This window comes from Citrobacter sp. Cpo012 (assembly GCF_030333015.1).
Classification (GTDB): Bacteria; Pseudomonadota; Gammaproteobacteria; order Enterobacterales; family Enterobacteriaceae; genus Citrobacter; species Citrobacter portucalensis.
In genome coordinates, this window is the sequence record NZ_JAOWGR010000036.1 from 163,729 (window position 1) to 179,015 (window position 15,287).

17 protein-coding genes are annotated in these 15,287 nt (G+C 53.4%); 12 read left to right on the forward strand and 5 right to left on the reverse strand.

Going from position 1 to position 15,287, the window contains the following annotated elements; all coding sequences use genetic code 11:
• Positions 1 to 870 (reverse strand): N-acetylmuramoyl-L-alanine amidase AmiA, encoded by an 870-nt coding sequence (gene amiA / locus OGX90_RS07545; RefSeq protein WP_003038046.1) that lies wholly within the window; start codon positions 868 to 870, stop codon positions 1 to 3.
• 212 nt (positions 871 to 1,082) lie between these two features.
• Between amiA and OGX90_RS07550 the strand changes: the two genes are divergently transcribed.
• From OGX90_RS07550 to cysM, 10 genes are all read left to right on the forward strand, one after another.
• Positions 1,083 to 1,508: a GNAT family acetyltransferase gene (locus tag OGX90_RS07550; protein ID WP_003038048.1), complete on the forward strand. Its 426-nt coding sequence runs from the start codon at positions 1,083 to 1,085 to the stop codon at positions 1,506 to 1,508.
• On the forward strand, positions 1,495 to 1,944 hold the full coding sequence (locus OGX90_RS07555) for a DUF2919 domain-containing protein (RefSeq protein WP_008785415.1): 450 nt from the start codon (positions 1,495 to 1,497) through the stop codon (positions 1,942 to 1,944). The genes OGX90_RS07550 and OGX90_RS07555 overlap by 14 nt, the downstream gene beginning before the upstream one ends.
• 59 nt (positions 1,945 to 2,003) lie before the next feature.
• Positions 2,004 to 2,579, forward strand: a complete 576-nt coding sequence (locus OGX90_RS07560; protein WP_048215807.1) for an RpoE-regulated lipoprotein — start codon at positions 2,004 to 2,006, stop codon at positions 2,577 to 2,579.
• 93 nt (positions 2,580 to 2,672) lie between these two features.
• Positions 2,673 to 3,572, forward strand: coding sequence for a porphyrinogen peroxidase (yfeX, locus tag OGX90_RS07565; protein ID WP_048234761.1), 900 nt, complete (start codon positions 2,673 to 2,675; stop codon positions 3,570 to 3,572).
• 172 nt (positions 3,573 to 3,744) lie between these two features.
• Positions 3,745 to 4,536 carry an SDR family oxidoreductase UcpA gene (gene ucpA, locus OGX90_RS07570; RefSeq protein WP_003835020.1) on the forward strand — a complete coding sequence of 264 codons (792 nt, stop codon included), beginning with the start codon at positions 3,745 to 3,747 and terminating at the stop codon, positions 4,534 to 4,536.
• Between the two features lie 157 nt (positions 4,537 to 4,693).
• Positions 4,694 to 5,710 carry a thiosulfate/sulfate ABC transporter substrate-binding protein CysP gene (cysP, locus tag OGX90_RS07575; protein ID WP_003835019.1) on the forward strand — a complete coding sequence of 339 codons (1,017 nt, stop codon included), beginning with the start codon at positions 4,694 to 4,696 and terminating at the stop codon, positions 5,708 to 5,710.
• Positions 5,711 to 6,544 carry a sulfate/thiosulfate ABC transporter permease CysT gene (gene cysT, locus OGX90_RS07580; RefSeq protein ID WP_003038061.1) on the forward strand — a complete coding sequence of 278 codons (834 nt, stop codon included), beginning with the start codon at positions 5,711 to 5,713 and terminating at the stop codon, positions 6,542 to 6,544.
• The gene (cysW, locus tag OGX90_RS07585; RefSeq protein WP_286623458.1) at positions 6,544 to 7,419 is read left to right on the forward strand and encodes a sulfate/thiosulfate ABC transporter permease CysW; all 876 of its coding nucleotides are present in this window, start codon (positions 6,544 to 6,546) and stop codon (positions 7,417 to 7,419) included. The genes cysT and cysW overlap by 1 nt, the downstream gene beginning before the upstream one ends.
• Positions 7,409 to 8,506 carry a sulfate/thiosulfate ABC transporter ATP-binding protein CysA gene (gene cysA / locus OGX90_RS07590; protein ID WP_060683459.1) on the forward strand — a complete coding sequence of 366 codons (1,098 nt, stop codon included), beginning with the start codon at positions 7,409 to 7,411 and terminating at the stop codon, positions 8,504 to 8,506. The genes cysW and cysA overlap by 11 nt, the downstream gene beginning before the upstream one ends.
• A gap of 119 nt (positions 8,507 to 8,625) precedes the next feature.
• Positions 8,626 to 9,537 (forward strand): cysteine synthase CysM, encoded by a 912-nt coding sequence (gene cysM, locus OGX90_RS07595; protein ID WP_003835014.1) that lies wholly within the window; start codon positions 8,626 to 8,628, stop codon positions 9,535 to 9,537.
• A 91-nt stretch (positions 9,538 to 9,628) separates the two neighbouring features.
• Here the strand turns inward: cysM and OGX90_RS07600 are convergent, their stop codons facing one another.
• Together OGX90_RS07600 and ptsJ are read right to left on the reverse strand one after the other, a co-directional pair.
• Positions 9,629 to 10,345, reverse strand: coding sequence for a type 1 glutamine amidotransferase (locus tag OGX90_RS07600; RefSeq protein WP_048234763.1), 717 nt, complete (start codon positions 10,343 to 10,345; stop codon positions 9,629 to 9,631).
• A gap of 13 nt (positions 10,346 to 10,358) precedes the next feature.
• The gene (ptsJ, locus tag OGX90_RS07605) at positions 10,359 to 11,651 is read right to left on the reverse strand and encodes a MocR-like B6 salvage transcription factor PtsJ (protein WP_286623459.1); all 1,293 of its coding nucleotides are present in this window, start codon (positions 11,649 to 11,651) and stop codon (positions 10,359 to 10,361) included.
• 82 nt (positions 11,652 to 11,733) lie between these two features.
• Between ptsJ and pdxK the strand changes: the two genes are divergently transcribed.
• Both pdxK and OGX90_RS07615 read left to right on the forward strand, forming a co-directional pair.
• Complete coding sequence (gene pdxK / locus OGX90_RS07610) at positions 11,734 to 12,600, forward strand: pyridoxine/pyridoxal/pyridoxamine kinase (protein WP_198803178.1); 867 nt, start codon at positions 11,734 to 11,736, stop codon at positions 12,598 to 12,600.
• On the forward strand, positions 12,597 to 12,836 hold the full coding sequence (locus OGX90_RS07615; protein ID WP_008785406.1) for a hypothetical protein: 240 nt from the start codon (positions 12,597 to 12,599) through the stop codon (positions 12,834 to 12,836). Before pdxK ends, OGX90_RS07615 begins: the two co-directional genes overlap by 4 nt.
• Before the next feature lie 148 nt (positions 12,837 to 12,984).
• On the opposite strand, the gene crr is transcribed toward OGX90_RS07615, so the two are convergent.
• Together crr and ptsI are read right to left on the reverse strand one after the other, a co-directional pair.
• On the reverse strand, positions 12,985 to 13,494 hold the full coding sequence (gene crr, locus OGX90_RS07620) for a PTS glucose transporter subunit IIA (RefSeq protein WP_000522253.1): 510 nt from the start codon (positions 13,492 to 13,494) through the stop codon (positions 12,985 to 12,987).
• A gap of 40 nt (positions 13,495 to 13,534) precedes the next feature.
• Complete coding sequence (ptsI, locus tag OGX90_RS07625) at positions 13,535 to 15,262, reverse strand: phosphoenolpyruvate-protein phosphotransferase PtsI (protein ID WP_008785405.1); 1,728 nt, start codon at positions 15,260 to 15,262, stop codon at positions 13,535 to 13,537.
• Positions 15,263 to 15,287 lie beyond the last annotated feature (25 nt).

Here is a 15,287-nt window from a genome sequence, read left to right on the forward strand (position 1 = left end):
TTAACGTTTCTTCGAGTGTGCTTTCTGGTTATCAAACCAGTGGAAATAGCTGATGATGCCATTGGCGATAGCGGTGGCGATTTTCTGACGAAACGCCGCCGTACCCAGCAATCGTTCTTCTTCCGGGTTGGTGATGAACGAGGTTTCGACCAGGACCGACGGAATCGAAGGTGATTTTAGCACCACGAAGGCGGCCTGTTCCGTGCTGCGACTGTGCAGACGGTGTACCGGCTTGATCTTCTTAAGAATATGCGAGCCTAACGTCAGGCTGTTTTTTATGGTGTCAGTTTGCACCAGATCGAACAGCACCTGCTGCAACAAATGATCTTTGTCAGTGGCCTTCTTTCCGGCGACTTCATCGGCCCGGTTTTCACGATCGGACAGATATTTCGCCATGGCGCTACTGGCACCGCGATTGGATAAGGCAAAGACCGAAGCACCCGCAGCGCTCGGATTGGTAAAACCGTCGGCGTGGATCGACATGAACAGATCGGCACCATGTTTGTGGGCGATCTCGACGCGATCGTAGAGCGGAATAAACGTATCGCCGGAGCGGGTCAGGCGTGCATCAATCCCTTGGTTACGTAGGATCGAGCGCACGTTTTTGGCAATAGCCAACACAACGTGCTTTTCTTTCGAGCCGTTGCGACCAATTGCGCCGGTATCAATCCCTCCGTGCCCCGGATCAAGGACAACAACACGCTTAGCACCGGATTTTTTCGCTTTCGGTTTGCTGTGTCCATTGCTGGTCTTTAGCGCTTCTTCTTTAGCGATGGCTTGTGACATGCCTGACAGCGTCAGGGCGGCCAGCCCGGCTTTCAGCACCTGGCGGCGCGATGTGAGTGTTTTTAGTGGTTTAAAAGTGCTCATACGGCCTGAGTTGTAAAAAAAAGGTTCTAAACGTTATATCGTATCGCGTAGTCCGTTGCGACGGATCGAGATAAGAATTGTTTTACTTTTCATTTCAATACGTGACAATTCCGTATTATGCCATTTTTTCCGCCGCTTCGCGTCAGATATTGGCTAAATCAGCCGTTCGCGCCATAATCGCTTTTTAACGTCCTGAAAAGGTACCCAATACCATGGAAATACGCGTTTTTCGCCAGGAAGATTTCGAAGAGGTGATCACCCTCTGGGAGCGTTGTGATTTGCTGCGTCCATGGAACGACCCTGAAATGGACATCGAACGTAAAGTCAATCATGACGTCAGCTTGTTCCTCGTTGCTGAAGTGAACGGCGAGGTGGTCGGCACGGTGATGGGCGGATACGACGGGCATCGCGGTTCCGCCTATTACCTGGGCGTGCATCCTGAGTTTCGCGGTCGCGGCATCGCCAATGCGCTGCTCAACCGGCTGGAGAAAAAGCTCATTGCCCGCGGTTGTCCGAAGATTCAAATCATGGTGCGTGACGATAACGACGTCGTACAGGGCATGTATGAACGTTTGGGCTATGAACATGCGGATGTACTCAATCTGGGCAAGCGTTTGATCGAAGATGAAGAGTACTGAGTTTCATCCGGCCGACTATGACGGTCATGGGCGTCTGCGCCTGCCTTTTCTCTTCTGGTGCGTACTGCTGTTGCAGGCACGCACCTGGGTTTTGTTTGTGATTGCCGGTTCTTCCCGTGAGCAGGGCAACACCTTACTGAATCTGTTTTATCCCGATCATGACGCATTCTGGCTGGGGTTGCTTCCCGGCGTTCCCGCCGTGTTGGCGTTTTTACTCAGCGGGCGACGCTTTGCGTTTCCGGTGCTCTGGCGCTGGCTGCGCGGATTATTGATTCTCGCTCAACTGGTGCTGCTGTGCTGGCAGCCGGTGATGTGGCTGGCAGGCGATCCGCTCAATGGCGTCGGGCTGGCGCTGCTGGTGGCGGATATCGTCGCGCTGATCTGGCTGTTAACCAATCAACGTCTGCGTGCCTGTTTTTCCCTTGAGAAAGAATAACGGCACTTTTTGGGGAAACCGGACTCCAAGCACCGTTGATAAATAAGGAAGGAAGTGAAATGAAATCACTGCGTTTGACTTTATGCGCGATGCCGCTGCTACTGGCCGGGTGTTCAACGTTGTCCTCGGTGAACTGGTCTGCCGCCAATCCGTGGAACTGGTTTGGTTCTTCAACGCAGGTCACAGAGCAGGGCGTCGGAGCGTTAACGGGCGCTACGCCGCTGGATGAAAAAGCCATTGCTGATGCGCTGGACGGTGATTACCGCCTGCGTAGCGGAATGAAGACCGATAACGGTAATGTGGTGCGCTTCTATGAAGCGATGAAAGACGACAAGCTGGCGATAGTCATCAACGGCAGCCAGGGAACCATCAGTCGTATTGATGTATTAGATCACGATATTTCGTCAGCCGCGGGTGTCGAAATCGGTACACCGTTTAGCGACCTTTACACTAAAGCTTTCGGTAATTGCCAAAAAGCAACCGGCGATGACAGCGCGGGCGTTGAGTGTAAAGCTGAGGGAAGTCAACATATTAGCTATATTTTTTCCGGCGAATGGAGTGGGCCTGAGGATATAATGCCGTCTGACGACACGCTGAAAGCGTGGAAAGTAAGCAAAATTATCTGGCGGCGTTAATTTGCGTCTGAACAAATCGGCTTGTTAAAAAAACAGGTAGAATAGCGCCCATCAATGCCACGATGTCGTGGCATCTTTTTTTCAGGAGGAACAATGTCTCAGGTTCAGAGTGGCATTTTGCCAGAACATTGCCGTGCGGCGATTTGGATTGAAGCCAATGTTAAAGGCGACGTTGATGCCCTGCGTGCGGCCAGCAAAAACTTCGCCGATAAGCTGGCGACCTTTGAAGCTAAGTTCCCGGATGCGCATCTGGGCGCGGTTGTCGCTTTTGGCAACAACACCTGGCGTGCATTGAGCGGCGGCGTCGGTGCTGAAGAGTTAAAAGACTTTATCCCTTACGGTAAAGGTCTGGCACCAGCAACCCAATATGACGTGTTGATCCACATTCTCTCTTTGCGTCATGACGTGAATTTCTCTGTTGCGCAGGCGGCAATGGAAGCATTTGGCGACTGTATTGAAGTTAAAGAAGAAATCCATGGTTTCCGTTGGGTCGAAGAGCGCGATCTCAGCGGCTTTGTTGACGGTACGGAAAACCCGGCAGGCGAAGAAACGCGCCGTGAAGTTGCCGTTATTAAAGATGGTGTGGATGCCGGTGGCAGCTATGTGTTTGTGCAGCGTTGGGAACATAACCTGAAGCAGCTTAATCGCATGAGCATCCATGACCAGGAAATGATGATTGGTCGTACCAAGGAAGCCAACGAAGAGATCGACGGTGATGACCGTCCGGTCACCTCTCACCTGAGCCGTGTTGACCTAAAAGAAGACGGTAAAGGGCTGAAAATTGTGCGCCAGAGCCTGCCATACGGTACTGCCAGCGGCACGCATGGTCTCTATTTCTGCGCCTACTGCGCTCGTCTGCACAACATTGAACAACAATTGCTGAGCATGTTTGGTGACACCGACGGTAAGCGTGATGCGATGCTGCGCTTCACCAAACCGGTAACTGGCGGTTATTACTTTGCTCCGTCGCTGGACCGTTTAATGGCGCTGTAATGGTGAGCTGAGCCTGTTATCGGCCACGAAATAGACATCCCCGCATCGTCGGGGATTTTTTTTACCTGAGATTAACCTGATTTAGTGAGCTATTCCTCAGCACTAATTTGTTATTGCTGTATCTTCTGCGTGAATGAAGTGAAGGCTTCATATTCAAAAGGAGAATATTGAAATGGGAAAACTCACGGGCAAAACAGCATTGATTACGGGCGCATCTCAGGGTATTGGCGAGGGTATCGCCAGAACGTTTGCCCGCCATGGTGCGAACTTAATCCTGCTGGATATCTCCGATGAGATTGAAAAACTGGCGGATGAGTTGGCTGGGCGAGGGCACCGTTGCACAGCTGTTCACGCTGACGTCAGAGATTTTGCGTCGGTCAAGGAAGCGGTGACGCGCGCGAAGCAGATTGAAGGCAAAATCGATATTCTGGTGAACAATGCCGGCGTATGCCGCCTCGGCAACTTCCTTGATATGAGCGATGAAGATCGCGATTTCCACATTGATATCAACATTAAAGGCGTCTGGAACGTGACGAAAGCCGTTCTGCCGGAGATGATTGCGCGCAAAGATGGGCGCATCGTGATGATGTCATCGGTGACCGGCGATATGGTTGCTGACCCGGGCGAAACGGCCTACGCGCTGTCGAAAGCCGCGATCATCGGTTTGACCAAATCCCTGGCGGTAGAATATGCGCAGTCCGGCATTCGCGTGAATGCCATTTGCCCTGGCTACGTTCGTACGCCGATGGCGGAAAGCATTGCGCGTCAGTCTAACCCGGAAGATCCTGAATCCGTTTTAGTCGAAATGGCGAAAGCGATCCCGATGCGTCGTCTGGCCTGCCCGCTTGAGGTCGGTGAACTGGCGGCGTTCCTGGCATCGGATGAGTCCAGTTATTTAACTGGCACGCAAAACGTGATTGATGGCGGCAGCACTTTGCCTGAAAGCGTAAGCGTCGGCGTCTGATTGATGCCGGTCTCCTCCCCATGTGCTGGGGAGGAGGTACCCCTTATTCTCTTTTCAACTTTCAAATCATCAAACGGTATATAAAACCGTTACTCCTTTAGCACTGGTTATAAATATGATGACCATAAGAAAGTCATTTAATTTATAAGGGTGCGCAATGGCCGTTAACTTACTGAAAAAAAGAACACTGACGCTGGCAGCCATGCTGTTGCTGGTGGGGCAGGCGCAGGCAACGGAACTGCTGAACAGTTCATACGATGTTTCCCGCGAGCTGTTTGCCGCCCTTAATCCGCCGTTTGAACAGCAATGGGCGAAGGATAACGGCGGCGACAAACTGACGATTAAACAATCTCATGCCGGGTCATCAAAACAGGCGTTGGCGATTTTGCAGGGGCTGAAAGCTGACGTCGTGACCTATAACCAGGTGACCGACGTGCAGATCCTGCATGACAAAGGCAAGCTGATCCCTGCCGACTGGCAAAGCCGCCTGCCGAATAACAGTTCGCCATTCTATTCCACCATGGCGTTTTTGGTGCGTAAGGGCAACCCGAAGAATATCCACGAATGGAACGATCTGGTTCGCCCGGACGTGAAGCTGATTTTCCCGAACCCGAAAACCTCCGGTAACGCACGCTATACCTATCTGGCAGCGTGGGGCGCGGCAGATAAAGCGGACGGTGGGGATAAAGCCAAAACCGAACAGTTCATGACCCAGTTTCTGAAAAACGTGGAAGTATTTGATACCGGCGGTCGTGGTGCAACTACCACCTTCGTGGAGCGCGGTCTGGGCGACGTACTGATTACCTTTGAATCGGAAGTGAACAATATCCGTAAACAGTACGAAGACCAGGGCTTCGAAGTGGTGGTGCCGAAGGTCAACATTCTGGCGGAGTTCCCGGTGGCCTGGGTAGATAAAAATGTGCAGGCCAACGGTACTGAAAAAGCGGCGAAAGCTTACCTGAACTGGCTGTACAGCCCGCAGGCGCAAACCATCATTACCGATTTCTACTACCGCGTGAATAACCCGCAGGTAATGGACAAGCTGAAAGATAAATTCCCGCAGACCGAATTGTTTCGTGTGGAAGATAAGTTTGGCTCGTGGCCTGAAGTGATGAAAACGCACTTTGTCAGCGGCGGTGAGCTGGACAAACTGCTGGCGGCGGGGCGTAAGTAAATGTTTGCTGTTTCTTCCCGACGTGTGCTGCCCGGCTTCACTTTGAGCCTGGGCACCAGCTTACTGTTTGTCTGCCTGATATTGCTGCTGCCGCTGAGCGCGCTGGTGATGCAACTGGCGCAAATGAGCTGGGCGCAATACTGGGATGTGATTACCAATCCGCAGGTGGTGGCGGCTTATAAAGTGACGCTGCTGTCGGCGTTTGTGGCGTCGATTTTTAACGGCGTGTTCGGTTTGCTGATGGCGTGGATCTTAACACGCTATCGCTTTCCGGGCCGTACGCTGCTGGATGCGCTGATGGACCTGCCGTTCGCACTGCCTACGGCGGTGGCAGGTCTGACGCTGGCGTCACTGTTTTCGGTTAATGGCTTCTACGGCGAGTGGCTGGCGAAGCTGGATATCAAGGTGACCTACACCTGGCTCGGTATCGCGGTAGCGATGGCCTTTACCAGCATTCCGTTTGTGGTGCGTACCGTGCAACCGGTACTGGAAGAGTTAGGCCCGGAATATGAAGAAGCAGCTGAAACGCTCGGTGCTACGCGCTGGCAAAGTTTCCGTAAAGTAGTGCTGCCGGAGCTGTCTCCTGCGCTGGTGGCGGGCGTTGCGCTGTCGTTTACCCGCAGCCTCGGTGAGTTTGGCGCGGTTATTTTTATCGCCGGAAACATCGCATGGAAAACGGAAGTGACCTCGCTGATGATTTTTGTTCGCTTGCAGGAGTTTGACTACCCGGCCGCCAGCGCGATTGCTTCTGTGATCCTCGGGGCTTCGTTGTTGCTGCTGTTTTCAATTAACACTCTGCAAAGTCGCTTTGGTCGACGTGTGGTAGGTCACTGATGCCAGACATTACCCAATTGAAACGCTATGGCGTACCCCGCATCAACTGGGGGAAATGGTTTCTGATCGGCACGGGCATGCTGGTATCCGCGTTTATTTTGCTGGTGCCGATGATTTACATCTTCGTGCAGGCGTTCAGCAAGGGATTAATGCCGGTATTACAGAACCTGGCGGATCCGGACATGCTGCATGCCATCTGGCTGACGGTGCTGATTGCGCTGATTGCGGTCCCGGTGAACCTGGTGTTTGGTGTGTTGCTGGCCTGGCTGGTGACCCGTTTTAACTTCCCCGGACGCCAACTACTACTAACGTTACTGGATATTCCATTTGCTGTCTCGCCGGTGGTCGCCGGTCTGGTCTATCTGCTGTTTTACGGCTCTAACGGCCCGCTTGGTGGGTGGCTGGATGAGCATAACCTGCAAATTATGTTTGCCTGGCCGGGGATGGTGCTGGTGACAGTATTCGTGACCTGTCCGTTTGTGGTGCGTGAGCTGGTGCCGGTGATGTTAAGCCAGGGCAGCAATGAAGATGAAGCCGCGGTTCTGTTGGGCGCGTCCGGCTGGCAGATGTTCCGCCGCGTTACGCTGCCGAATATCCGTTGGGCATTGCTGTACGGTGTGGTGTTGACCAACGCCCGTGCGATTGGTGAGTTTGGCGCGGTGTCAGTGGTTTCCGGCTCGATTCGCGGCGAAACCTTATCGCTGCCGCTACAGATTGAATTACTGGAGCAGGACTACAACACGGTCGGCTCCTTTACCGCCGCGGCGCTATTAACGCTGATGGCGATTATTACCCTGTTTTTGAAGAGCATGTTGCAATGGCGTCTGGAGAACCAGGAAAAACGCGCGCAGCAGGAGGAAAATCATGAGCATTGAGATTGCCAATATTAAGAAGTCTTTTGGTCGCACCCAGGTGCTGAACGATATCTCGCTGGATATTCCTTCAGGTCAGATGGTCGCGCTGCTGGGGCCATCCGGCTCGGGCAAAACCACGCTGCTGCGCATTATTGCCGGGCTGGAGCATCAGTCCAGCGGGCATATCCGTTTTCACGGTACCGACGTCAGCCGATTGCACGCCCGCGACCGTAAGGTGGGGTTCGTGTTCCAGCACTATGCGCTGTTTCGTCATATGACCGTTTTCGACAATATCGCGTTTGGTCTGACGGTCCTGCCACGGCGTGAGCGCCCGAATGCGGCGGCCATCAAAGCAAAAGTGACCAAACTGCTGGAAATGGTTCAACTGGCTCATCTGGCGGACCGTTTTCCGGCACAGCTCTCCGGCGGCCAAAAACAGCGCGTGGCGTTGGCGCGTGCGCTGGCGGTAGAGCCACAGATCCTGCTGCTCGACGAACCGTTTGGCGCGCTTGATGCGCAGGTGCGCAAAGAGCTGCGTCGCTGGCTGCGCCAGCTGCATGAAGAGCTGAAATTTACCAGCGTGTTTGTTACCCACGATCAGGAAGAAGCAACGGAAGTCGCAGACCGCGTGGTGGTGATGAGTCAGGGTCATATCGAACAGGCTGATGCGCCGGATCAGGTATGGCGCGAACCGGCTACTCGTTTCGTCCTGGAATTTATGGGTGAGGTTAACCGCCTGCAGGGGACGATTCGTGGCGGCCAATTCCATGTGGGCGCACACCGCTGGCCGCTGGGTTATACGCCTGGCTATCAGGGACCGGTGGATCTGTTCCTGCGCCCGTGGGAAGTGGACGTGAGCCGTCGTACCAGCCTGGATTCGCCGTTGCCGGTACAAGTGCTGGAAGCCAGCCCGAAAGGACACTACACCCAATTAGTTGTGCAACCCCTGGGGTGGTATAACGAACCGTTGACGGTAGTCATGCAGGGCGATGATTCCCCTAGCCGCGGCGAACGTCTGTTTGTCGGGTTGCAAAATGCGCGCCTGTATAACGGCGACCAGCGTATTGAAACTCGGGAAGAGGAACTTGCCCTGGCGCAAAGCGCCTGATAGGTTAATTCGTATAGTTATCATCCGGTGGCGCTGCGCTTACCGGGCTTACCAGGTGCAGCATGACCTGTAGGCCGGGTAAGTACAGCGCCACCCGGCATTTTTATTGAGCTGAAAACGTGAACACATTAGAACAAACAATTGGCAATACGCCTCTGGTGAAATTACAACGTCTGGCGCCGGATAACGGTAGTGAAATTTGGGTCAAGCTGGAAGGCAATAATCCCGCAGGTTCGGTGAAAGATCGCGCCGCGTTGTCGATGATCGTCGAAGCGGAAAAGCGCGGAGAAATTAAGCCAGGCGACGTGCTGATTGAGGCGACCAGCGGTAATACTGGTATTGCGCTGGCAATGATCGCCGCGCTGAAGGGCTACCGCATGAAGCTGCTGATGCCAGACAACATGAGCCAGGAGCGCCGTGCGGCGATGCGCGCCTATGGTGCCGAGCTGATTCTGGTCACCAAAGAGCAGGGGATGGAAGGCGCGCGCGATTTAGCCCTTGAGATGGCGCAGCGTGGAGAAGGCAAGCTGCTGGATCAGTTTAATAATCCGGATAACCCGTACGCGCATTACACTACCACCGGACCGGAAATCTGGCAGCAGACGTCAGGTCGTATTACCCACTTTGTCTCCAGTATGGGAACGACAGGCACCATTACCGGTGTGTCGCGTTTTCTGCGTGAGCAAGAAAAAGCGGTCACTATCGTTGGCCTGCAGCCGGAAGAGGGCAGTAGTATTCCGGGAATTCGCCGCTGGCCTGCGGAATATATGCCGGGCATTTTTAACGCCTCGCTGGTGGATGAGGTGCTGGATATTCATCAGAACGATGCGGAAAACACCATGCGTGAACTGGCCGTTCGCGAAGGGATTTTCTGTGGTGTCAGTTCTGGTGGCGCGGTAGCGGGGGCGTTACGTGTGGCGCGCGCGACCCCGGGAGCGGTGGTGGTGGCTATTATCTGCGATCGCGGCGATCGCTACCTTTCAACCGGCGTGTTTGGCGAAGAGCACTTTAACCAGGGATTAGGGATTTAGTTTTCAGGCCTGATAATCATAGCACTATCAGGCAAACGTACGGCACGAGCGCCGGATGACGACGTAAAGCGTCTTATCCGGCCTGCCATAATCAATCGTTACGTTTTTCCACAAGCTTATCAAGGAATTGCCACAGTTTCTCATTCATCTGCTGATAATCCCATGCTCGCATCTCTTCAATGGAACGGATGAAACGCTTGCCTTTAGCTTCCGCCAGTTCTTGTTCGGAGTGTTGAATAAGCCCTTCTATAGCATCAGCCGTAAACTCCATATGGCACTGAAAACCATAAACAAAATTACCGTATTGCACGATTTGTCGTGGGCAGCCCTCGCTGGCAGCAAGAATGGTCGCCTGGTCGGTTAATCCTGGCATGTCGTTGTGCCAGTGACCGACGGTAAGCGGTGAGCCGAAATGGCTGAACAGCGGGTGCTGTTGACCGGCTTCGGTCAGAACGATGGGGTAGTGACCAATCTCTTTTTCCGGACTCTGGCACACCTTCGCACCCAGCGCTTCGCCGATTAACTGTGAACCCAGGCAGATCCCTACCACAATTTTACGTGCCGCAATCGCCTGGTTGATCAGATGCTGCTCGGCCTGAGAATCAAAGTACGGGCACTCTGCCAGCGTGGTTCGTGGTGACTGCGGACCGCCAAACACCACCAACATATCGAAATCATCGGCGTTCGCAGGGACCGCTTCTCCGGCATAAACGCGCGACCAACTGACGCTATAGCCGCGTGATTCGGCCCACGGCAGATACGCGCCAGCAGATTCGAAAGACTCATGAATAACAAAATGAACTCGCACTTTTTCTCTCCTGTTAGCGTTTTAGCGCCTGATGAATATCAGCCGCCAGCTTATCAATGTCGCTGTCAGTTAAGGTTGACAGCGTAATACGCAGGCCGTGGGCAGGCGTGTTGACGCCAAACACTTCGCCTTCCCGCACCAGCCAGCCGGACTTTGCCAGCGCAAAAGCGATCGCCTGGCTGTTATCTTCCAGCGGTAGCCACATATTCAGACCGTCACCAACGGGCAACTCAATGCCATGTCGCCGCAGTGCTGCCGCCAACGTTTGCTGCTGGGCGGCGTAAAACTGCTGAGTTTGCGCCAGCGTGTGTTGATAAGTCTCGTCACTCAGGCAGGCGCAGGCCAAATCCTGCAACAGGTGGCTGACCCACTGACTACCGGAGTTGAGCCGTAAACGCAGTTTCCCGGATGTGACGGGATCGCTGGCTACGATGGCCAGGCGTAAATCCGGACCTAACGTTTTTGACATCGAACGGACAATCGCCCAGTGCGTGGTTTCCTTCGCAATCACCGGATACCAGTGGCAAGCAGATAGCAGCGCAAAGTGGTCGTCGACGATCACCAGCGTCTGCGGATAGCGGGCCAGGATTTCCTGCAATTGCGCCGCCCGTGAGGCGCTCAGGCTGCATCCTGTGGGGTTATGCGCGCGCGGTGTCAGAATTACTGCCCGCGCACCTTTCTGTAGCGCGAGTTCCAGTTGGTCCGGCAGCATGCCTTCGTGGTCAACATTGGCCGGACTGGCGGAGAAACCAGCATAACGCAGCATGTTGATGCTGCTCAAAAAGCATGGATCTTCTACGACAACGCTATCACCAGGCAGTAAATGGGCGCACAGTAGCCGTTCGATAGCATCAATAGCGCCGCTGGTGATATCAATTTCCCCTTTGCCGGGCATTGCATTTTGCATCCATTGTGATGCCCATACCTTAAGCCCTGGTGACACAGCGGCATCGCCGTACAAACGCGGATTCTTATTTATCTTTGCGAAATAACTACTCAGGTCAGGAAGACGCGAGGGCGCTGGATTACCGCCGGAAAGATCGATAAGCGGGGTATCCGGATTACCACCTTCCAGCGCAACGGGGGCAGTAATCCCCTTAATCACCGTGCCGTTGCGTCCCAGGCTCTGCGCCAACCCGGAGGTGACCAGGCGTTTGTAAGCCGCCGCGACAGTATTGCGGTTCACGTTTAATTCCGTTGCCAGTTCCCGCACTGGTGGCAACGTTTCTCCCGCTGCCAGCGTGCCTGTAGTGACATGTTGACGGATACTGTCAAAAATTTCGTTAGCGGTTTTTCCGTCGATCATTATTGACCTATGACAAAATGAATTTTAGCATATGACGATAATAGTGAGGCGTAGGCCCGCTGTCCAGCGAGAGGAGAAATTTATGGAGCAGGAGAGTGATATCCAGTCAGTGCTCTTTGACGACACGAATCGGGCGTTACAGACCGATATCGTCGCCGTCCAGTCACAGGTGGTATATGGCAGCGTAGGCAACAGTATCGCTGTTCCGGCTATTAAAGCGCAGGGATTACGCGTGACGGCAGTACCCACGGTACTGTTCAGTAACACCCCGCATTATGAAACCTTTTATGGCGGCGTTATTCCGTCTGACTGGTTTAGCGGCTATCTCCGCGCCTTAAGCGAGCGTGATGCCTTGCGTGAGCTAAAGGCGGTGACAACAGGATACATGGGCAGCGCGGAGCAAATCGCCTTGCTGGCACAGTGGCTGGAAACCGTTCGGGCCACGCATCCGGACCTATGCATTTTGGTCGACCCCGTGATTGGCGATACGGATAGCGGCATGTATGTGAAAGCCGAAATCCCGGAAGCTTATCGTCAGCACCTGCTGCCGTTGGCACAGGGGCTGACGCCGAATGTGTTCGAGCTGCAAATGCTAAGCGGAAAGCCGTGTCGTACGCTTGATGAAGCCATTACGGCGGCACAATCACTGCTCACTGACACCCTGAAATGGGTGGTAATAACCAGCGCGCCGGGGGATACCGAAGAGATTATTAACGTTGCGGTGGTGACGGCTGAAACGGTTGAGGTGTTAGCCCATCCGCGAGTGAAAACGGATCTGAAGGGGACTGGCGATCTGTTTTGTGCAGAGCTGGTGAGCGGCCTTGTACTGGGGAAAGCGCTGACGACCGCGACGCACGACGCCGCGCAGCGGGTGCTGGACGTGATGACGTGGACGCACCAGTGCGGTTGTGATGAATTAATTCTGCCACCGGCAGGGGAGGCGCGATGAAGAGTTACCGGCTGGTAGTTCGCCAGAATGGGCGTATGGTTGGACATTTTGACACCAACGGGGCAGCAGCGCTGGAAGATATCTGTGTAGCGCGGGCCATGTTTGGTATTGCGGGTGGCTACGACTGTGAATTGTTAGTGGCAGACTCGGAGCGACGGATGCTGGAAAGCGGGCCGGAAGGGATGAAGATTCTGATGCGCGAGGCGTGTTACCGACCGGTCACCTCACAGATTTAATGCCGGATGGCGACGAGAACGTCTTATCCGGCCTACGTTACGGAGTTTGCTGTAGGCCGGATAAGCGTAGCGCCATCCGGCAGGGTTTTGATATCCATCAGATAAAAAAAATGGCGCCTGATGGCGCCATCTTTCTCTGCAAAAAGAATTACTTCTTGATGCGGATAACCGGAGTCTCACCCACTGTCACGCTACCGGACAGTTTGATCAGCTCTTTGATTTCGTCCATGTTGGAGATAACAACCGGAGTCAGGGTAGACTTGGCTTTTTCTTCCAGCAGCGGCAGATCGAATTCAATAACCGGGTCGCCCACTTTCACGCGCTGACCTTCTTCAGCGATGCGTTTGAAGCCTTCGCCTTTCAGTTCAACGGTATCAATACCGAAGTGAACAAACAGCTCAATGCCGCTGTCGGATTCGATAGAGAAAGCGTGGTTGGTTTCAAAGATTTTGCCGATGGTGCCATCAACAGGAGCAACCATTTTGTTACCGGTTGGTTTGATAGCAATGCCATCACCAACGATTTTTTCAGCAAAAACTACATCCGGCACGTCTTCGATGTTGACGATCTCGCCAGAGAGCGGAGCAACGATCTCAATAGTTCCGGTGTCTTTCTTATCATCAGAAACCAGAGATTTCAGTTTATCGAACAAACCCATGATCTTCTCCTAAGCAGTAAATTGGGCCGCATCTCGTGGATTAGCAGATTGTTTTTTCTTCAATGAACTTGTTAACCAGCGTCATTAACTCGTCCGTTGTCGGTTGAGCAAGAGCCTGCTCTGCTAACACCTTCGCATCTTCGAAGTTCGTGTTACGGATAATCTTCTTAATGCGCGGGATAGAAATGGCGCTCATAGAGAATTCGTCCAGACCCATCCCCAGCAACAGAAGTGTAGCACGTTCGTCGCCTGCAAGCTCACCACACATGCCAGTCCATTTGCCTTCAGCATGAGAAGCATCAATAACTTGCTTGATCAGCGTCAGCACAGATGGCGACATCGGTTGGTAAAGGTGTGAAATCATATCATTACCACGGTCAACTGCCAGGGTGTACTGCGTTAAATCATTGGTGCCGATACTAAAGAAATCAACTTCTTTGGCTAAATGACGCGCAATTGTTGCCGCAGCTGGTGTTTCCACCATCACGCCAATCTCAATGCTCTCGTCAAATGCTTTACCTTCGTCGCGCAGTTCCTGTTTGTAGATTTCGATCTCTTTGCGCAGTGCACGCACTTCTTCAACAGAGATGATCATTGGGAACATGATACGCAGTTTGCCGAAAGCAGAGGCGCGCAGGATAGCGCGAACCTGGTCACGCAGGATCTCTTTACGATCCATGGCGATACGCACGGCACGCCAGCCCAGGAACGGGTTCTCTTCTTTCGGGAAGTTCATGTACGGCAGTTCTTTATCGCCGCCGATGTCCATGGTACGGACGATGACCGCCTGAGAGCCACAGGCTTCAGCAACGGCTTTATACGCAGCAAACTGTTCTTCTTCAGTTGGCAGCGACTCACGGTCCATGAACAGGAATTCGGTGCGGTACAGACCCACACCTTCAGCGCCGTTACGCTCGGCGCCTTCAACGTCACGAACGGTACCGATGTTGGCGCAAACTTCAACCTGGTGACCGTCCAGCGTGATAGCCGGCAGATCTTTCAGCTTAGCGAGTTCCGCTTTCTCGGTTGCAACCTGCTCCTGAACGGCACGCAGTTGCTCAATAACGTCGTTGGTCGGATTGACGTAAACCTGATTGTTTACGGCATCCAGAATCAGATAGTCGTCGTTTTTCACCTGAGAGGTGACGCTACCCGTACCTACGATGGCAGGCAGTTCCAGAGAACGCGCCATGATAGAGGTATGAGAGGTACGTCCGCCCGCATCAGTGATGAAACCCAGCACCTTGTTCAGGTTCAGCTGTGCGGTTTCTGACGGGGTCAGGTCTGCGGCAACCAGGATAACTTCGTCCTGGATAGCGCTCAGATCAATAATTGCCAGACCCAGAATGTTACGCAGCAGGCGTTTACCGATGTCACGTACGTCAGCCGCACGTTCTTTCAGGTATTCATCATCCAGCTCTTCCAGGGCTGTGGCCTGACCTTCGATAACTTCATGCGCAGCTGCATCAGCCGTCATGTGCTTATCTTTAATCAGGGCTATGATTTCCTGCTCCAGCTCCTCATCTTCGAGCAGCATGATATGCCCTTCAAAGATGGCTTCTTTTTCTTCACCGAACGTTTCACCAGCTTTGGTTTTGATCGCTTCCAGTTGCGCAGATGCCTTGGCACGACCGCTCAGAAAACGTTCAACTTCCTGATCAACCTTGTCGGCAGAAATTTTTTTCCGGTCAATGACGATCTCGTCTTCTTTCAGCAGCAATGCTTTACCGAAAGCGATACCCGGGGATGCTAAAATGCCTGAAATCATAACCCTACCTTACTTGTGACTGATA